The sequence below is a fragment of the Pseudomonas kielensis genome, assembly GCF_014236655.1.
Classification (GTDB): Bacteria; Pseudomonadota; Gammaproteobacteria; order Pseudomonadales; family Pseudomonadaceae; genus Aquipseudomonas; species Aquipseudomonas kielensis.
On record NZ_JACMYG010000009.1, the window covers coordinates 58,779 to 77,521 of the forward strand.

The 18,743-nt window shown below is 63.3% G+C and carries 18 protein-coding genes; 6 read left to right on the top strand and 12 right to left on the bottom strand.

Going from position 1 to position 18,743, the window contains the following annotated elements; genetic code table 11:
* Positions 1–11: 11 nt before the first annotated feature.
* On the top strand, positions 12–899 hold the full coding sequence (gene cyoE, locus H7995_RS11360) for a heme o synthase (RefSeq protein WP_095168912.1): 888 nt from the start codon (positions 12–14) through the stop codon (positions 897–899).
* A 705-nt stretch (positions 900–1,604) separates the two neighbouring features.
* On the opposite strand, the gene H7995_RS11365 is transcribed toward cyoE, so the two are convergent.
* From H7995_RS11365 to H7995_RS11390, 6 genes are all read right to left on the bottom strand, one after another.
* Positions 1,605–2,309, bottom strand: a complete 705-nt coding sequence (locus H7995_RS11365; protein ID WP_182342222.1) for a hypothetical protein — start codon at positions 2,307–2,309, stop codon at positions 1,605–1,607.
* Positions 2,310–2,401: 92 nt separating this feature from the next.
* Positions 2,402–3,229, bottom strand: a complete 828-nt coding sequence (locus H7995_RS11370) for an ABC transporter permease (protein WP_182342220.1) — start codon at positions 3,227–3,229, stop codon at positions 2,402–2,404.
* An 8-nt stretch (positions 3,230–3,237) separates the two neighbouring features.
* Complete coding sequence (locus tag H7995_RS11375) at positions 3,238–4,104, bottom strand: ABC transporter permease (protein WP_182342218.1); 867 nt, start codon at positions 4,102–4,104, stop codon at positions 3,238–3,240.
* A gap of 10 nt (positions 4,105–4,114) precedes the next feature.
* On the bottom strand, positions 4,115–5,227 hold the full coding sequence (locus tag H7995_RS11380) for an ABC transporter substrate-binding protein (RefSeq protein ID WP_166589688.1): 1,113 nt from the start codon (positions 5,225–5,227) through the stop codon (positions 4,115–4,117).
* Positions 5,228–5,317: 90 nt separating this feature from the next.
* Positions 5,318–6,409 (bottom strand): ABC transporter ATP-binding protein, encoded by a 1,092-nt coding sequence (locus H7995_RS11385; RefSeq protein ID WP_166589687.1) that lies wholly within the window; start codon positions 6,407–6,409, stop codon positions 5,318–5,320.
* A gap of 186 nt (positions 6,410–6,595) precedes the next feature.
* Positions 6,596–7,501, bottom strand: coding sequence for a LysR substrate-binding domain-containing protein (locus tag H7995_RS11390; RefSeq protein ID WP_095168906.1), 906 nt, complete (start codon positions 7,499–7,501; stop codon positions 6,596–6,598).
* A gap of 186 nt (positions 7,502–7,687) precedes the next feature.
* Between H7995_RS11390 and H7995_RS11395 the strand changes: the two genes are divergently transcribed.
* Genes H7995_RS11395 through H7995_RS11405 form a run of 3 tightly spaced genes read left to right on the top strand, consistent with a single transcriptional unit; the run spans position 7,688 to position 11,117 of the window.
* Positions 7,688–9,436 (top strand): amidohydrolase, encoded by a 1,749-nt coding sequence (locus tag H7995_RS11395; RefSeq protein WP_095168905.1) that lies wholly within the window; start codon positions 7,688–7,690, stop codon positions 9,434–9,436.
* Positions 9,433–10,362 (top strand): CobW family GTP-binding protein, encoded by a 930-nt coding sequence (locus H7995_RS11400; protein WP_166589686.1) that lies wholly within the window; start codon positions 9,433–9,435, stop codon positions 10,360–10,362. The genes H7995_RS11395 and H7995_RS11400 overlap by 4 nt, the downstream gene beginning before the upstream one ends.
* Positions 10,359–11,117: a class II aldolase/adducin family protein gene (locus H7995_RS11405; protein WP_185818378.1), complete on the top strand. Its 759-nt coding sequence runs from the start codon at positions 10,359–10,361 to the stop codon at positions 11,115–11,117. Before H7995_RS11400 ends, H7995_RS11405 begins: the two co-directional genes overlap by 4 nt.
* Positions 11,118–11,251: 134 nt before the next feature.
* On the opposite strand, the gene H7995_RS11410 is transcribed toward H7995_RS11405, so the two are convergent.
* Both H7995_RS11410 and H7995_RS11415 read right to left on the bottom strand, forming a co-directional pair.
* Positions 11,252–12,772: a HAMP domain-containing sensor histidine kinase gene (locus H7995_RS11410; protein ID WP_185818379.1), complete on the bottom strand. Its 1,521-nt coding sequence runs from the start codon at positions 12,770–12,772 to the stop codon at positions 11,252–11,254.
* Complete coding sequence (locus H7995_RS11415; RefSeq protein ID WP_185818380.1) at positions 12,769–13,485, bottom strand: response regulator transcription factor; 717 nt, start codon at positions 13,483–13,485, stop codon at positions 12,769–12,771. The genes H7995_RS11410 and H7995_RS11415 overlap by 4 nt, the downstream gene beginning before the upstream one ends.
* Positions 13,486–13,638: 153 nt before the next feature.
* Between H7995_RS11415 and msrB the strand changes: the two genes are divergently transcribed.
* Both msrB and msrA read left to right on the top strand, forming a co-directional pair.
* On the top strand, positions 13,639–14,148 hold the full coding sequence (gene msrB, locus H7995_RS11420; RefSeq protein ID WP_166589682.1) for a peptide-methionine (R)-S-oxide reductase MsrB: 510 nt from the start codon (positions 13,639–13,641) through the stop codon (positions 14,146–14,148).
* Positions 14,149–14,217: 69 nt separating this feature from the next.
* Positions 14,218–14,925 carry a peptide-methionine (S)-S-oxide reductase MsrA gene (gene msrA / locus H7995_RS11425; protein WP_166589681.1) on the top strand — a complete coding sequence of 236 codons (708 nt, stop codon included), beginning with the start codon at positions 14,218–14,220 and terminating at the stop codon, positions 14,923–14,925.
* A 6-nt stretch (positions 14,926–14,931) separates the two neighbouring features.
* Here the strand turns inward: msrA and H7995_RS11430 are convergent, their stop codons facing one another.
* The 4 genes from H7995_RS11430 to H7995_RS11445 form a co-directional block, all read right to left on the bottom strand.
* A complete protein-coding gene (locus H7995_RS11430; protein WP_185818381.1) occupies positions 14,932–15,945 on the bottom strand; it encodes a sensor domain-containing diguanylate cyclase in 1,014 nt (337 codons plus the stop codon).
* Positions 15,946–16,087: 142 nt separating this feature from the next.
* Positions 16,088–16,825 carry a DUF3307 domain-containing protein gene (locus tag H7995_RS11435; RefSeq protein ID WP_166589679.1) on the bottom strand — a complete coding sequence of 246 codons (738 nt, stop codon included), beginning with the start codon at positions 16,823–16,825 and terminating at the stop codon, positions 16,088–16,090.
* Positions 16,818–17,435 carry a hypothetical protein gene (locus tag H7995_RS11440; protein WP_166589678.1) on the bottom strand — a complete coding sequence of 206 codons (618 nt, stop codon included), beginning with the start codon at positions 17,433–17,435 and terminating at the stop codon, positions 16,818–16,820. Before H7995_RS11440 ends, H7995_RS11435 begins: the two co-directional genes overlap by 8 nt.
* Positions 17,436–17,709: 274 nt before the next feature.
* A complete protein-coding gene (locus tag H7995_RS11445) occupies positions 17,710–18,663 on the bottom strand; it encodes a LysR family transcriptional regulator (RefSeq protein ID WP_185818382.1) in 954 nt (317 codons plus the stop codon).
* Between the last annotated feature and the right edge of the window lie 80 nt (positions 18,664–18,743).

An 18,743-nucleotide genomic window follows, 5' to 3' on the forward strand; every position in this document is an offset into this window, starting at 1 on the left:
GGTAAGTCCGGATGTCCTTTAAGCACTTTATCCAAATCACCAAACCGGGGATCATTTTCGGTAACGTGCTTTCTGTGGCAGGCGGATTCTTCCTGGCCTCGAAGGGGCATGTCGATCTGGCCATTTTCCTGGCCGCGATGATCGGCACGTCCCTGGTGGTAGCCTCGGGTTGCGTGTTCAACAACTGCATCGACCGTGATATCGACCTGAAGATGGAGCGCACCAAGAACCGGGTGCTGGTGCAGGGCCTGATCTCCCTGAAACTGGCACTGGTTTACGCGACTGTCCTGGGTGTTGCGGGCGTGGCCCTGCTGTACAAGGTGGCCAACCCGTTGGCGGCGCTGTTCGCGGTGATCGGGTTTGTCATCTATGTCGGCTTCTACAGCCTGTATCTCAAGCGCAAGTCGGTACACGGCACGCTGGTGGGCAGTCTGTCGGGGGCGATGCCGCCGGTGATCGGTTATGTGGCCGTGAGCAACAGCTTCGACATGGCTGCGCTGACCCTGCTGGTGATGTTCAGCCTGTGGCAGATGCCGCATTCCTATGCGATCGCGATTTTCCGCTTCAACGACTACCTGGCGGCCTCGATTCCGGTGTTGCCGGTCAAGCGTGGGATCCAGGTGGCGAAGCGGCATATCCTGCTCTATATCCTGGCGTTCCTGGTGGCGACCTTGATGCTGACCTTCAGTGGTTATGCGGGCATGAGCTACCTGGCCGTTGCCGCGGCCATGGGCATGTACTGGTTGTATATGGCCTGGACCGGCTATAAGGCGGTGGATGACACGGTGTGGGCACGCAAGCTGTTTGTGTTCTCGATCTTCACCATCACGGCGTTGAGCGTGATGATGTCGTTGGATTTCAAGGTGCCGAGTGAGTTGTTGCTGACTTACGCGCCTTAAGGTTTGCCGTTGTGCCTGGAGCCCCGCCTTTGTGAGAAGAGCGGGGCTTTTTGTTGGGGCTGGGTTTGTCGGGGGGGGGGGGGGCATATCCGTTGCTGTGGTGATGGCGGCTAATGGTTCCGCCCTTACGGCGGGTCACTTTGGCAAACGCCGGAGTGCCGGCCCAGCCCAAAGTAACCAAAGGTCTTTGCCCCAGGCGTTCGGCCCCTCGCTAAGGCTCGGGGTCCCTTCGCTACGGTATCCATCCGGGGGCATCGCCTCCGGTTTGCTTCGCTGCACCTCCTCTCGATGTATGCGGCTTCGCCGCACGGCGCTCCGCGCCTCCCCCCGGATGGACACCTTCGCTCAGCCTGCCGATGGGGCGGGTGGATCAAGATCAAGAGCAGCAGGCGAGCTAACGCTCGGCCTGTTGAGTGGTAAGGGCGAGGCGGCCTATCGGCCGGCCTGCTTCTTTTTGGCTGGAGTATTTCTGTGGGATGTCTTTGTGGCTGCTAGCTTGCTAGCGATGGTGATCTGCGCCACACCACATATCTTGGCAATATCCCAATCCCCCGCAGCTGTCGAGCCCGCGAGGTTGCGTTCGAGGACCTGGTCCTCGCCGCTCTTGCGCTGCGTTTTCTCCGCCGATGCGCTCGCTCGCCCCAGCAAAAAGCCCCGCCTTCAAACGAAGAGCGGGGCTTTTTGTTGGGGCGATTTACTCGGCGATTACTGGGCCGCGATGCTGTAGCCGGCAAACGCGGTCTGTTGTTGCAGGGCGGTGATGATGGCTTTGCGGGTGGCCGGTTGTTCGGTGCCGCTGGTGTCGAGGAAGGTTTCGTTTTCCAGTTCCAGTTCGTCGCCTTCACCGACAAAGGTGAAGCCGAGGAATTCATAGGCTTGGCGATCGACGCTGGGTTTCGAGCGTGGGGTGCGCAGGGGCAGGGTGACGGTGAGGCCGTCCTTGCTGATGCTGAACACTTCGACTTCTTTCTTCGCGCGGGCGGCCTTGCCCTTGCTGCCGCTTGGGTTGCTGATGGCCTGGTGAGTCTGGTTGAGGACTTTCAGGGCCAGGCCGTAGACCAGTTCCTGGAAAGCAGGGTCGTCCTTGAAGCTGGACAGGATGCGGCTGATCGGGAATTTGCTGCTCAGGTCTTCGAGGGCGGCGATGTCGGCGGCCTCGGCGTCCTTGAGTTGCTTGAGCTGGCCCATCAGTTCGTAGGCCTGGTCGTCGTCGAAGCGGTCGTGGGCCTGGCGGATGGCGGCGCGCAGATCGCGAATCTGGTCGCTTTCCTTGGAAGTGTGGAAGGCGTCCAGGACCATCTCGCTGATGGTTTTGGCCTGGGGCACGTGTTGTGAAAGATTGATGGAGTTTTCGTATTCCGCTTTGGACGACAACGTGACTACGGATTCAGCGGTGTTGGAATCTGGCATTGAAATTTCACTACTTCTTTAAACTTGAATTGAGGCGAGAAAGCACGACGGCCTTTTCAGGCCGCCTAATCTATTGGACCGGGACGGTGTTGTCACGGGTGTTGAAGCCTTTGCGCCCGTTTGTCGACCAGGTGCTGGACCACCAGGCGCCCAATCAGCACCAGCAGGGTCAGGCTGATCAGCAGCACCGAGATGGCCGCCACGCTTGGGTCGACGTTGTCGCGCAGGCCGCTCCAGATGCGCTTGGGCAGGGTGTCGACGTTGACGCTGGTGATGAACAGGGTCACCGCCACTTCTTCCCACGACAGGGCAAAGCCCAGGAGGGCGGTGGAGGCCAGGCCCAGCTTGAGGTTCGGCAGGATCACCATGAAGGTGGTCTGCATCAGGCTGGCGCCGAGGTTGCGCGAGGCCAGTTCAATCCGCCGGTCGATCTGGCTGAGGGCAACCAGCATGGTCACCACCCCGTACGGCACCACCATGATCACGTGGGCGATCACCACCCCGGTCAGGGTGTCGTAGCCCATGCCCGGGGCGAACCGGCCGAGCTTGGTTTCCATGAAGTACAGCACCAGCGCCGAAATCACCGGCGGGATCGCCATCGGCAACAGCACCAGGCCGATCAATGCGGTGGCCAGTTTCGAGCGCATGTACCAGATGCCCAGGCTGAAGCTGGCCGCCAGCAGGGTGGCGATGAGGCTGGTGGCAAAGGCAATGGTCAGGCTCTGGCTGATGGCATGGATCCAGTCCGGATTGCTCACCAGCGCCTCGTAGTGCCGTAGCGACCAGTTGCCCTCGGGCATCGACAGGAAGCGCTTGCTGGTGAACGACACCGGTATGACCGTCAGCAGCGGGAACAGCATGAAGGCCATGGCGATCACGGCCAGCAGGCGGGTACTCAGGCTTGTACGATGGGTGTTCATAGATAACCTCAGCCTACCAGGCGGTTCACACGGGTCATTTTCAGCAGGACCCAGATCAATGCGCTGACCAACAACAGCAGCACCACGCTCAAGGCGGCCCCCAGGCCCCAGTTACTGGTCTGGAACATTTGCAGGAACACGTACTCGGCGATCATCACCGTTTGCCCGCCACCCAGCAGTACCGGGGTGATGAAGAAGCCCAGGCAGAACACGAAGACCATGATGAAGGCGCCCAGCATCCCCGGCAGGGTCTGGGGCAGCAACACTTGCCAGAACGTGCGCAGCGGCCCGGCTCCCAGGCCCCGGGAGGCCATGAGAATGCGCTGGTCCAGCTGGCGCATGCTCGACAGCAGCGGGAACACCGCGTACGGAATCATCACGTGGAGCATGCCGATCACCACGCCGATTTCATTGCGGCTCAGTTGCAGCGGTTGATCGATCAGGCCCATGCCCATCAACCCGTTGTTGAGCACCCCATTGCTGCGCAGGGCGATCAACCAGCCGAACGCCCGCACCAGCACCGAGATCCAGAACGGGATGAAGATGCAAATCTCCACCACCCGCTGCCAGAACGGCGGGCTGAACACCCAGCAGTAGGCCAGCAGGTAGCCGATCACCAGGGCCAGCACGCTGACGGTCAGGCACAGGCGCAGGGTGCGCCAGAGCATGTCGTGGATGGCCGGGTCGGTGGCGATGCGTTCGTACTGCTCCAGGCCCGGTGTCGGCAGCGAGAAGCTCCAGCCGACCACGCCGATAAACGGCAGCACGTAGAAGATCAGCAGCAACACCGGCAGCGGGAGCAGCAGCAAGCCGCGTTCCAGCGCCGGCGAACTGAACCGCGGCTTGGGTTTGCTCAGGGTCAAGGTCATGGTCATGATCGATGGCTCACTTGGACAGCCGCGTGAGGTACTGCTCCAGGGCGTTGGAGTAGTTGTCGGCGTACCACTGGGCGTTGAGCGCGATCTGTTTCTTCAGGTTCTCTGGCGACGCGCAGTTGGCTTGCAGTTGTTCGGCCGACATCAGCTTCTCGGTCGCGCTGTTGGACGGACCGTTGCCCAGCAGTTCGAAGAGCTTGAGCTGGCCTTCCGGTTGCAGGGCATGCTGGATGAACTGCATCGCCGGCTGGCTCCCCGCCGGGTTGCCCGACAGTACGGCCCAACTGCTGGAGTTGATGAAGCCGTTGTCGAAGCTCCAGCGCACACGGCCTTCGGTGTCTTCGCTGAGCAGCTTGGCGCGGGTGTGCCAGATGGCGCCCACCGAGACTTCGCCATCGACCATCAGTTGCTGGCTTTCGGCGCCCGAGCTCCAGAACGACAGCACGTGGGGCTTGATCTCGTCGATCTTGTTCAGGGCGCGCACCACGTCCAGCGGGTAGAGCTGATCGGCCGGAACGCCGTCGGCCAGCAGCGCCGCCTCGAGCATGCCGTTCATCCACTTGTAGAGGGTGCGTTTGCCGGGGAATTTCTTCACGTCCCAGAAATCGGCCCAGGTTTTCGGCCCGTTATCGCCGAACTTCTCGCTGTCCCAAGCCATCACGTAGCTGAACTGGTAGCTGGCGATGCCGTGGTCGGAGGCCAGGACTGGCGCCACCTGGTCACGCTTGATCACGTTGTAGTCCAGGGGCTGCAGGATCTTTTCCTTGCCCAGGACAATGGCGCTGTAGCTCTCGACGTCGACCACGTCCCAGCTGGGCTGACCGCTGGCCAGTTGTGAGCGGATCGCGCCCTCGGTGGGGCCGGCGCCGTCGATGCGCACCTGGATTCCGGTGTTCTTGGTGAAGGTGTCGGTCCAGGCGGAGCGGAAGGCGGTCAGTGCGTCGCCACCCCAGTTGACCACCACCAGCGGCTTGTCGGCCGACCAACTGATACCGCTGCGCAGCGCCAGGGGCACGGCCGCCAACAGGCCCATGGCCTGGATGAAGGTGCGTCGGTTGATCTGCCCGCCACGGGCCTTTTCGATAAGCACTTCAATACAGTCGCGTTGATGATCCTGGCTCATGGGCAAGTCCTCAGATGGCGGCAGTCCGTTGGGACAAGGGCCTATTGTTGTCGTTAGGAGAGAGCTTTGTGACGCACGTTGTTCAGGGGTTCAGGCTTGCAGCAGGAAGCTTTGCTGGACCGGCCAGCTCAGCCACACCGGCGCGCCGCTGGGCATCAGGGCTCCCGGGTGATTGCCGGGCACCGAGAGGTTGATCGGCAGGGCATCGCCCCCGACCTTCAGCGACAGGTGAGTGCTGGAGCCCTGGTAGACCTTGTCGGTGAGCTGCGCGGGGATCACGTTGTAGCCGTCGCGGTTCGGACGTTCGCTGTGCAGGTCCATGTGTTCGGGGCGCACCGCCAGCACGCTTGGCTGTTTGCTCAGGGGGGCCGGGGCCTGGGCGTGCAGCAGGTTGTCGCCACAACGGCCGCTGGCGGTGGGGCCGTTGCGGGTCAGGTCCTGCAGCGGGAACAGGTTCATCTTGCCGAGGAATTCGGCGACAAACCGGCTCTCGGGGCGGTTGTAGATGTTTTCCGGGGTGTCGACCTGGGTCAGCTTGCCGTGGTTGAAAATCGCGATGCGCGAGGACAGCGCCAGGGCTTCGTTCTGGTCGTGGGTGACGAACACGAAGCTGGTGCCGACCTGGCGATGGATGCGTTGCAGTTCGGTCTGCAGTTGTTCGCGCAGGTTCTTGTCCAGGGCCGACAGGGGCTCGTCGAGCAGCAGCAGGTCCGGTTCGAACACCAGCGCCCGGGCAATGGCCACGCGCTGTTGCTGACCGCCGGACATTTCGGCCGGCTTCTTGTGCATGTGGGCGCCGAGGCCGACCACTTCGAGGATGTGCTTGACCCGGCGCTGGCGTTCTTCGGCGGCGACTTTGCGGATGCGCAGCGGGTAGGCCACGTTGTCCGCCACCGTCATGTGTGGGAACAGGGCATACCCCTGGAACACCATGCCGTAGTTACGCTTCTCGGCCGAGCGCTTGATGATGTCGACGCCCTGTTCCATCAACTTGCCGGACGTCGGGCTGAGGAAGCCCGCGAGGATCATCAGCAAGGTGGTCTTGCCCGAACCGGAAGGCCCGAGCAACGTCAGGAACTCGCCCTGGCGAACGTCCAGGTCGACGTTATCCAGCGCTGCGAAACGACCGTAATACTGGCTGATACCTTGTGCGCTGAGCTGAATCGCTGAACCGCTGGACACGATGGAGATCCTCTTTTTATTGCCCATAAGACGTACGAGGACGGATGCAAATCCGAAATGGGCTTTGGGTTTATTATTGTTAAAAGTATCGCTACATCAATGGAATTATTTTGTGGGTATTGGTTAGAAAAATTACTCAATTGTCGGCTGATTCCGCCCTGAAAAGGGGCGGCGTTTTCCGTCGGCTCAGAGGGTGTCTTGCCAGGTCTGGTGGGAGGACTGCAGTTGGGTCTTGACCCAACTGCTGAAAGCCTGGACCACCCGCCGCTCGGCTTTTTGCGGGTCGGTCGCCAGGTAGTAGCCGCGGTGCAGGTCGATGGTGATGTCGAACGGGCGCACCAACAGCCCCTTGGACAGTGCATCGCCACTGATCAGGTTGTCGCCGATGGCAATGCCCTGGCCGGCAATGCACGCCGACTGCGCGCAGTGGGCGTCGGAGAACAGGATTCCGCTCATGGCATTGACGCCCGAGGCGCCGGCGGCGGTCAGCCAGACGCGCCAGTCCGAGTAGTCGGTCATGTGCAGCAGCGGGTAGGCGCTGAGCTCCTGCGGGTTCTTCAGGCCGCTCAAGGCGTTGATCAGGCGCGGGCTGCACACCGGGAAAAAGCGCAGCGCGACGATCTCCTCGACGTGCATTTCCGGCCAGTCACCAATGCCGTAGGCGATAAACAGGTCGACGTTGGTGTTGTGGGTGTCATCCGGCGATTTGGGGGAGATCAGCTGCAACTGCACCTGCGGGTACTGGCGCAGAAACGCGCCAATGTGGTGGCACAGCCAGTAGGTGGCGAATCCCGGCGCGCAACTGACACACAGCCGCCCCGAGACTTCCTGGTCGTCCACCGGCTGGCCGGCGTCCAGCAGGTTCAGCAGAATTCCGTGCACCTCGCGGGCGTAGCGCTCGCCCTGGTAGGTCAGGCCGATCCCGCGGCCGATGCGCTCGGTCAGGGCAAACCCCACGCACTCTTCCAGCTTGCTGATCTGGTGGCTGATGGCGCTGCGGGTCAGGTTCAGTTCGCGGGCGGCGACCGACACGCTGCCCAGCCGGGCCACCGCATCCAGAGCCCGCAGGGCTGTCATTGAAGGAAAGCGCATAAAGAATCCTGTCTTTAAGGGGGGCTGAGTGTTGAATCGTATGGTGACGTAAATCGAACGATTAAGCCAAAAAAAATCGATTGTTGTATTGGTTGATTCAACAATACTAGTGCCATTCGTCAGGGTCACCGAAGCCAAATGTGCGCGGAAGACCCTTCACCCGCACTGAACTCGAAGGTGGCTTGCATGGCTGAGTCCGACAACTTTTCCTCTACCCATTCTGCGCAAGGGACCTATGCCGACCTGATCCTTGGCAACGGTCGCATCTATACCCAGAACCCGGCGCAGCCCTGGGCGGAGGCCGTGGCCATTCGCGGCGGCAAGTTGGTGGGGGTTGCCAGCCTGGCCGAGTTGCAAGGATTCAAGGGCCCGAACACCCTGGTGCATGACCTGCAGGGGGCCTTCTGCATGCCGGGCCTGCACGACATGCACACCCACCCTGACCTGGCCCTGGCCCCGCGCTACAGCGACGACCTGGATGTCGGCATCGAAGACCCGACCCCGGAACAGCTGCGCGCGAGCATCCTGGCCTATGCCGATGCCCACCCCGGCGACGGTTGGATCTATGGGCAATACTGGGTGCGCTACACCTTCCGCGAAGCCGGCCTGACCCCGGGCCGGGCGTGGCTCGACAGCGTCATGCCGGATCGCCCGGTGGCCCTGCTCGATCGTATGTGGGGCACCATGATGGTCAACTCCAAGGCCCTGGAACTGGCAGGCATCGACCGCCACACCGCCGACCCGCGCAACGGCTACCTGGAGCGCGACGAACTGAGTGGCGAACCCAACGGCCTGATGATCGACGGTGCCTACGCGATGATCCACGCCGCCATGCCGCCGACCCCGGTCAGCGTGCTGCGCCGCGCCTACCGTGACGGGGTGCATTTCCAGAGTTCGCGTGGTGTCACGGCGAGCAAATACGTGCACGTCTGCGAGCAACGCCTGCAGGCGCTGAAAGAGCTGGACGACAGCGGCGAACTGACCGTGCGCATTGAAGCCGCCATCAGTTGGCAGGACGACATCTTCCCGGTGCGTCGCCGCTGGGAACTGCTCAGCGGTGAACGTCACTACTACCGCAGCGCACGCCTGAGTGCCAACGCGGTGAAGTTCCACTTCGACGGCACCGTGGAGCCGAAGTCCTCGTACCTGCTGACCCCCTGGCCAGAAGAGTCGAGCTGGCGCGGTAAGCTCAACCTGACCCCCGAGCACATCACCGACATGGTGGTGGACATGGACAGCCGCGGCATCCGCGTCATCGCCCACTGCACCGGCGACGGCGCTTCCGATGTGTTCCTCGACGCCGTCGCCGAGGCCCGTCGGCGCAACGGCTTCAGCGGTGTGCGCCACCAGTGCGCCCACAGCACCTTGCTGCACCCGGGCAACCTGCCGCGCTTCAAGGAACTCAATGTGATCGCCGAATTCTCCCCGGCGGCCTGGTACCCAACGCCGTTTGCCAGCGGCGCACGTTCGGGCTACGGCCAGGAGCGGCTCAAGCGCATCTACGATTTCAAAGGCGTGCTCGAAGCGGGCGGTACCGCAGTGATGGGCACTGACTGGCCGGTGGCGTCCATCGACCCGTGGCTGGCACTGGAAACCATGGTCACCCGGCAGAACCCGTGGAACGACGATCCCTCCTGCTTTGGCGACCCCATCAGCCTCGAGCAGGCACTGAACGTGATCACTCTCAACGGCGCCGTGGCCATGGGCCTGGAGCAGTCGACCGGCAGCCTGGAGGTTGGCAAGTCGGCGGACCTGATCGTCATCGACCGCGACCTGTTCGCCCAGCCGGCGCGCAATTACATTCACCAGACCCAGGTGCTGTTGACCTTCGTCGACGGGCAACTGGTCTATGACCGCAACGGCGCACTGGCCGACGCCGGCCTCAAGGCCGTGTGGACCGGTGAGCCACCGGTGCTGGAGGGCAAGGCCCAATGAACCCTCAACGTATCGCGGTGACCGTGGTCTCGGGATTTCTCGGGGCCGGCAAGACCACCTTGCTCAACCGCATGGTGCGCCGCGCCGAAGGCAGTCGGCTGGCGGTGATCGTCAATGATTTTGGCGAGCTGAACATCGATGCGGCGATCGTTTCCGAGGTCACCGACGCGGTGTACAGCCTGCAAAACGGCTGCATCTGCTGCACGGTGCAAGAAGACCTGCTGGCGCAACTGAGCAGCCTGGCGCAATTGCAGCCACGCCTGGAGCGCATCGTCATCGAGTGCAGCGGGGTGTCCGATCCACAGCGCATCGTGCAGACCCTGGCCTACCCGCAACTGCGCAGCCAGATGCAACTGGACATGGTGATCACCGTGGTCGATGCCACCGGGCACTTGCAGCTCGATGGCGAGTACGCACGCCTGGCTCGGGCGCAAGTGGCGGCGGCCGACCTGCTGCTGTTGAACAAGACCGACCTGGTGGACGCCGCCCAGTTGCAAGCCCTGCGCGACGCGCTGGGCCTGCGCACCCGGATCCACGAGAGCGTCCAGGCGCAACTGCCCGACGCCCTGTGGCTGGATTCGGACCTGGACCTGCAGCCGCGCTCGCTCAAGCCCTTGGTCCGGGCAACCGGTGGCGACCACGGCGAAATGTTCAGCAGCTTCCTCTGGCAGAGCCCGGCGCCGTTGAATGTCGAGCGCCTGCGCGGCTGGTTGCAGGCGTTGCCCCGGGATGTGTTTCGGGTCAAGGGCCTGGTGCTGCTGGATCAGGGCAGCAAGGCACACTGGCTGCAACACGTCGGCACCCGCAGCCAGTTTCTGGCCGCCACCGACGAGGCCCACGCCACGGGGTCGCGCCTGGTGTTCATCGGCCGTCGCGACTTCGCCGACTGGGACGCGCTGGTCGAGGGCCTGGAGCAATGCCAATGATCCATCCGAGCGAACAAGTCCTGCGTGAGGAATTGGCGGCCTGCTACCGCTTGATCGCGCACTTTCGCATGACTGACCTGATCTTCACCCACATCTCGGTGCGCCTGCCGGGGCCTGAGCACCATTTTCTGATCAACCCCTATGGCTTGATGTTCGACGAAATCAGCGCTTCGAACCTGGTCAAGATCGGGCTCGACGGACGTGCGGTGGAGGACAGCCCGTATCCCGTCAATCCGGCCGGCTTCGTCATCCACAGCGCCCTGCACGCGGCCCGCGAGGACGCCCAGTGCGTGCTGCACACCCACACCCGTGCCGGTTGCGCGGTGGCGGCGCTGGCCTGTGGCTTGTTGCCGGTTAATCAGATGTCCATGGAGTTCTATGGTCGTGTCGCCTATCACGACTACGAGGGCATCGCCCTGGACCTGGCCGAGCAGGCGCGGCTGGTGGCGGACATGGGCGACAAGCACGTGCTGATGCTGCGCAACCACGGCCTGTTGACCGTCGGCAGCAGTGTGGCCCAGGCCTTTTTGCGCATGTACTACCTGGAAAAGGCCTGCGACATCCAGTTGGCCGCCCAAGCCTGCGGTGATCTGGTGCTGCCACTGGCAGCGGTCTGCGAACACACTGAACGCCAGTTCAACCAACCGCAGCGCCCGCTGGCCGAAGGCGAGCTGAGTGACCCGGATGCCCTGGATCTGGCCTGGAAAGCCTTGCTGCGGCTGCTTGACCGAGTGGCGCCCGGCTACCGCGACTGACTGCAGGTATCTGTGGGCACCACAAAACCATTGTGGAAGCGGGCTTGCCCGCGATGAGGCCGCCACATTCAATATCCATGGCGCCTGACACACCGCCATCGCGAGCGAGCTCCCACAGGATTTACGTCGGTCCGTCAGGCCTGTCCCGGTGTGTTGAGGTTCATCGAGCGCACTGCCAGGGCCGTGGCTGTGGCTTCGTCCACCGCCAGGGAAAAGCACAGAGTCGCGCCCTGGCCAGGGACATCCAGCAGCCGTACCTGGCGGCCATGCAGTTCAAGGATCCGCTGCACAATCCGCAAGCCCAGGCCACCGTCGCGGCGCGCCCCGCCAATGTTGAACGGGCGCAGGAACAGTCCTTCGCGCAGTTCGGCGGCAATCCCCGGGCCGCTGTCGCTGACGGTGATTTCGACGAATTTGCCCTGGGGCACCAGGCGGATTTCGATCACCCCTCCGGCCGGGGTGTAGCGCAGGGCGTTGTCGAACAGGTTGGTCAGCACCCGCTCGATCAACCCGAGGTCGGCGCACACCCCTGACACGCTCGGCGCAAAACTGGCCTTGAGTTGCACATGCCGGGACTCGGCGTTCAGCTCGAATTTCTGGAAGATGTCCTGCACCAGGTCGGTCAGGGAAAAACGCTCCAGCACCGGCTGGACAAAACCGTGCTCCAGGCGCACCAGTTCCAGCAACGATTGCGCCAGGCCACCGACCTTGCGGCTCTGGTCCAGGGCGATGCCCAGGTAACGCCGGCGTTCGTCCGGGGTCAGGCTGGCGTCCTTGAGCGACAGGGTTTCCAGGTAACCATGCAACGACGCCAGGGGAGTGCGCAGGTCGTGGGAAATGTTCGCCACCAGTTCACGGCGCTCCTGATCCTGGCGGGTCAGGGAGCGCCATTGTTCGCCCAGGCGGTTCTGCATTTGCCGGAATGCGGCAGCGAGTACGGCGATTTCGTCCTGGCTGGTGGAGGGCTCCACAGGCACGGGGGCGGGCGCCGTGGCGGGGATGCCGTCGATGTCGAAGCCCTTGACGCTGTCGGTCAGGCGCCGCAGCGGCCGGGTGATCAAGGTGAACGCGGTCAGGCCGGCAATCAGGCACAATAGCGCCACCAGGCCAATCGACCAGAGGGCCGTGTTCAGCGCCGCGCTGGTGGCGCCGCGCGCGGCCAAGCGGTCACGTTCTTCGCTGAGCAGCACCACATACAGATAACCGGCCTGCTGGCCGTTGACCTTGAGCGGTGCGGCGCTGAACACCTTGCGCCCGTCGAGACTGCGCGGATCGTCGCCGAGAATCGGCAGGCGCTCGTCGTTGAGCAAACGCTGCAAGGGCGCCAGGTCGACCTGCTCGCGGCGCAGATGGCCCTCGGGCGCCGCATCGCCGATCACTCGGCCCTGGTTGTCGAGCAGGTACACCTCGACACTCGGGTTGACCAGCATCAGTTGGCTGAACAGGTTACGCAGGGCTTCGGGTTTCAGGCCGTTGGCATCCATCAACTGGGTGTCACGGGCGATGTGCTGCGCCAGGTCGCGGGACAAGCCTTGCACCACTTCCAGCTCATGCATCTGGTTGGCGCGCACCTGCATCCACACCGAGGTGCCACTGCAGATCAGCAGGAGCAGGGCGAACACCAGCGACAGGCGTTGGCTGAGGGTCAGCTTCATGTCGGCTCCTGCGCGCTGGCGAATTTATAGCCGCGCCCCCAGACCGTGAGAATGCGCACCGGCTGCGCCGGATCGGCCTCGATCTTGGCGCGCAGGCGGTTGATGTGGGTGTTGACCGTGTGTTCGTAGCCTTCGTGGCTGTAGCCCCAGACCGCGTTGAGCAGGTCCATGCGCGAGAACACCTTGCCCGGCTGGCGGGCGAAGAAGTACAGCAGGTCGAACTCGCGCGGTGTCAGGTCCAGGCGCTTGCCGTGCAGCGCCACTTCGCGGGTGATCGGGTCGATGAACAGACCGTCGCTGCTGAGGCTGCCGGCGTCCATCTTCAGGTTGCGCGCCATGGCATCGACTCGGCGTAGCAGGGCCTTGACCCGAGCGACCAGCTCGAGCATGGAAAACGGTTTGGCCAGGTAATCGTCGGCACCCAGTTCCAGGCCGAGGATGCGGTGCATTTCGCTGGAACGCGCGCTGGTAATGATGATCGGCGTGTAGCGCGCCATGGCGCGGGCGCGGCGGCAGATTTCCAGGCCGTCGACACCGGGCAGCATCAGGTCCAGGACCAGCGCGTCCCAGTTGCCCTGTTCGAGCAGGTGCAGGCCCTGGTTGCCGTCGGCGCTGTGCACCACCTCGAAGTGTTCGTCGCGCAGGTGCAGGCAGATCAGGTCGGCGATGTGACTGTCGTCCTCGACCACCAGGACACGTTTTGGCTGGTCCATAAAGCTCCGATCCGGTTGCGTAGTGCGGCCATTGTGCGGCTTTTCCCGGCGCTCAGTTATCACGAATTGTTTAACTGTACGTGAGGATTTGGCGATCAACTCAAGCCTAGGCTGTGTTCCAGGTTATCCACAGCACAGTGAAGGAGAGGGACCATGTATTCACGGCGACAGTTTCTGCTGGCCGGCGGCGGGCTGGGTGTTGCAGCGCTGGTGGCCGGGGTCCTGACCCGGCGGGTGGCGCCCCCGACGTTGATCGGTGCGGCGCAGGCGGCCGAGACCTTCGAGGTCAGCCACAGCGATGAGCAATGGCGCGCCCTGCTGACCCCCGAGCAGTACCACATCCTGCGGGAGGAGGGCACCGAGCGCGCCTACAGCAGTGCGCTGAACGACGAGCATCGCGACGGCACCTTTGCCTGCGCCGGCTGCCAGTTGGCGCTGTTTACCTCCAGCCGCAAGTTCGACAGCCATACCGGCTGGCCAAGTTTCTGGGCGCCCCTGCCCAACGCCGTGGCCACCCGCCAGGACCGCAGCTTAGGCGTGCTGCGTGAAGAGGTGCATTGCCGGCGCTGCGGCGGGCACCTGGGCCATGTATTCGACGACGGCCCACCGCCGACCGGACTGCGCTACTGCATGAATGGCCTGGCCATGACCTTTGCGGCCTGACCCCGGGTTTTTACCTTGCTCAGTGACGGCACTGTCAGTCACCCATTTCCCCCATCAGGAGTACTCACCATGAATCGCCGATTGACCTGGCGTCACACCTTGTTCGGCCTGGCGCTCGCCGGCGTGGTCGGGCAGTGCCTGGGTTTTTCCCTGGGCGCGAGCGAAGAGGCGGTCGTCCTGGCAGCGCCAGTGGTCGACGAAGTGCCGAATACGGCGAGTGAAACCGCGGTGTTCGCCGGTGGTTGTTTCTGGGGCGTGCAGGGGGTGTTCCAGCATGTCAAAGGGGTGACCAGTGCGGTGTCGGGCTACGCCGGGGGCACGGCCGAAACCGCGCAGTACGAACGTGTCGGCGAAGGCGATACCGGCCACGCCGAGGCGGTGCGAGTGACCTTCGACCCGGCCCAGGTCAGCTACGGCAGCTTGTTGCAGATCTATTTTTCGGTGGCCCATAACCCTACGGAACTCAATCGCCAGGGGCCCGACCGGGGCACCCAGTATCGTTCGGCACTGTTCGTGGAAAATGCCCGGCAACAGAAGGTCGCCCAGGCCTACATCGCCCAGTTGGACGCGGCCCATGCCTTCAACGCACCGATAGTGACCACCGTCGAGCGTGACAGTGGTTTTTACCCAGCGGAGGACTACCACCAGGACTTCCTGACCGAGCACCCCAGCCACCCCTACATCGTCATCAACGACCTGCCGAAAGTGGCGCAGCTCAAACAGCTGTACCCGCAGCGGTATTCGGCGCAACCGGTGTTGGTGAAGGCCGGGATGTAAGTCCGATCATTCGCTGATCATGTTCTTGCCGACGCTTTTCGAGCGATACAGCGCCTGATCGGCGCGGGCCAGCAGGCCGGTCTGCTGTTCGTCGTCGAAGCGCTGGACCACGCCAAAGCTCATGGTCACCTGGTAGTCGCCCACCGGCGCCAGGCTTTCCAGTTCAAAGCGAATGGTTTCGGCCAGGACCCGGGCGGTGGTGACGGGGGTGTTGGGCAGCAGCATGATGAACTCGTCGCCGCCCCAACGGGCCAGCAAGTCGCCTTCGCGCACGCAGCGCTTGAGGGTTTCCACCACGTGCACCAGCGCCGCATCACCCAGGGCATGGCCGTAGTGGTCATTGATGACTTTGAAGTCGTCGATGTCCATGGCGATCAGCGACAGTGGCTGGCGAAACCGCTCGGCGCGTTCGCACTCAAGCGGCAGGGCGGTTTCCAGGCGGTAGCGGTTGGCGATGCCGGTGAGGCTGTCGCTCTCGGCCAGCTTGCGGTTCTCCTGCAACTGCACCTGCAACTGTTGATTGACTCGCGATAACTCGCGGGTGCGTTCGTCGATGATGGCTTCCAGGGACTTGTTGCGTTGCTCCAACTGCTCCACCAGGCGCTGCTTGTCTTCAATGCTGCGGTGGGCGCCGATCATCCGCGCGACCGAGCCATCGGCATTGCGGGCGACCACGTAGCCCTGGTCTTCGATCCGGGTGTAGGCGCCGTCCTGCATGCGGCAACGGTATTGCGCCAGGTAACGCGGCGAGCGTTGCTGCAGATGGTCGTCGAACAGTTGCATCACCTGGGGGAAATCCTCCGGGTGGATCAGGCTTTCCCAGGTCAGTACGCTGTTTGCCAGGCCGTGGGGCGCGTAGCCAAGCATCTCGTACCAGCCGCGGTTGCGGTAGACGAAGCCGGTGTTGGCGTTCCAGTCCCAGATGCCGTCGCTGGTCAGGTCCAGGATCGCCCTCAGTATGTCTTCGTTCAGGTCCACCGGGTGGACCTGCAATGGCTCGAATTCCGACGCATCCCCCATGATCGCTCTCCTTGCTGTGCTGATGCCGAAGTGGTCCTTGCGTCGCTGAGACTAGCCCAAGGCACAGGGTCGCTCCAGTGCCGGGAGTCGCCTCGCAGGTGTAGCTTCCTGAGGCTACAACGGGAAAAGTAGCCTCAGGAGGCTACAGTCCCAGGATCCGCGTCACCGCCAGCCCGACGGCGATGCTCAGGGTGAAGCTCAACAAGGTGCCCAGCAGCACGTATTCGCTCAGCGAGCGGACCTTGGCGCCCTGGATTTCATTGAAGCGCAGGATGCTTTTGGCGGTGATCAGGAAACCCACGGCCTCCCATTGCTGCAACAGGACGAAGGTCAGGATCAGCACCCGCTCCAGATTGCCAATCAGCGCCCCGGCGTTGGCCAGTGAGCCGAGTTTGTCGATTTCCTTGATCCACGGGGCGAGGGCGGCCCCGATCAGGCTGGACGTGGGCCGCAACACCAGCAGGTAGGCCAGGGCGATCAACAGGTTTGGCGCACTCACCAGTTCCGTCAACCAGGCACGCCAGGGCGCGGCGGCGCCCTCGATCGCGGCCCAGACCCCGAGGATCGCCAGCAGGCTAACCCCCTGTTCCAGGAGGAAGCGGCGCACCGGATGGGGCGCGGGACGCGGGAGCAACCCATGCAGGGCGGCTCGCGCCACGGCCAGCGACAGTGCGATCAGGGCGGCCCAGGGCAGCGGATTGGCGGTCAGCGCCAGCGCGGCACAGTAGCCCAGCCCCGCGACCCCGACATAGCTGGTCAGCGCCCGTGCTCGGTGGAGCCCGCTGCTGGCTTGGCTGAACCAGCGTTTCCAGGGCAGGGAGAAGTCGGCCAGCACATGGATCAGCAGCAGTATCAGCAACAGAGTGTTGGGCTCAGCCATGTTGCAACTCCTCGATCCACTGGTGGGTGCGTTCCAGGTAACGATCCAGCAAACGTGCCTGGGCCCGTTGCAGCGCTTTGTTCACCGTGACCCGGGATTTGCCCAGGTGGTGGGCGGTGCTCGACTGATCGCCCTGGCTGGTCAGGTGCACGCCATAGGTCTGGGCTTCCACTTGGGTCCATTGCTCGATGATGGCGCCGACAAACTCGGTCACCAGCTCTGTGCGCTCGAGAAACCGGCTGTCGCTGCAAAAAACCCCCAGGGTCGACTTTTTCATGCTGTCCAGGCCTTGCCCGGACAGCACGAAGACTTCGCCGTAGCCTTTATCGACTGGCGCCGCCCCGATGCCGACGGCGACCCGGGCGTCCCAGCGCTCGCCTTTGGGGCTGGCGGCAATCAGCCCGGCCCGCAAGGCCAGCGCACAGTCGAAGGCCAGCGCCGGTTGTCCGAGCACCAGTTGAAAGCCGTCGCCACGGAAGGTTTCAGCGCTGGCGCCGTAGCGCTCGCTCAAGGTCGCCAGCACCCTGGAAAGCCCCTCGATGTACGCCAGGGTGTCGTGGGAGTGCTGGGAGTGAATCAGATCACCGGTCAGGACTGCCTTGATCGTCATGCAGGTTCCTAGAGGAAAGACGTAGTGCTTAAAAGTAGCCTCTAAAGGCTACATTTGCAAAAGTAGCCTTTAGAGGCTAATCCATAATGTGATTCGACTGCGCGGTTGTCGTAGGCGCAAGGCTTGCCCGCGTGGCGGCCTCTGGGGTGTTGGATATGTACCCGGCCTAATCCAACACCCCAGAGGCCCACAGATGCAACGTCGCACCACAGTCGTGTAGATACCTATGCCGCGATGACGCCCTTGAGATCATGATCGCAAGCAAGCTTTGCTCCTACGTTGATTTGGGTGATTTGGGTGATTTGGGTACGCCGGCCCCGGGCCCTTGTTTGCCCCACATCTGCAGTGCGAACTCGACAAAGCAGCGCAGCTTCGGCAGGCGGTAGCGGTCCGGGGCGTAGACCAGGTTCATCGGCCGGTGGGGCAGTTGATAGTCCTGCAGCAGCGCCACCAGCTTGCCGTCGTGCAGGTCCTGTTGCACCAGCGCATCGGGCAGCATGACTATGCCCATGCCAGCGCGCGCGGCCTGGTGCAAGCCGGGTGCGCTGTTGATCATCATCGGCCCGCTGACCGGCACCAGCACTTCGCCTTCGGGCCCGCTCAGTGGCCATTGTTTGCCCACCGCGCTCCAGTCATCGCCGACGGGGTAGGCGTAGGTCAGGCAGGCGTGTTGGCTCAGTTCGGCCGGCGTGCGGGGCACTCCCCGGCGTTCCAGGTAGGAGGGGGCAGCGCAGATGGTCAGGGTGAAGTCCATCAGCGGCCGGGCGATCAGCCCCGACGGCTCGGGGGTGCCCAGGCGAATGGCGGCGTGGACACTGTTGTCGATCAGGTCCACCACCTGCTGGCTCAGCACCACATCGACGCGGATTTGCGGGTACTGCTGGGTGAACAGGTGCATGGCCGGCGCCAGGCATTCGGAACCGAAGCTCGGTGGGGCGGCGATACGCAGCATCCCCTGGGGTTCGTCGTGCACGGTTTCGGCGAGTCGTTCGCTGTCCTGCACCAGCCCCAGTACCTCCAGGCAGCGCTCGTAGTAGGCTGCGCCAAACTCAGTGAGGCGCTGGCGGCGGGTGGTGCGGTTGATCAGGCTGACGCCCAGGCGTTGCTCGAGGGCGCGCAAGTGGTTGCCGACCATGGTGGTCGACAGGCTGCACTGGCGGGCGGCGGCGGTCATGCTGCCGGTCTCGACCACTTTGACGTACACCGTCATGGCCAGGAATAGGTCCATTATCAAGTCCAGCTTCAAGATGATTGAAGTTTCAGGCTGTTTATCCAGCTCAGGTGGCTAACGATACTGCAAAAACACCG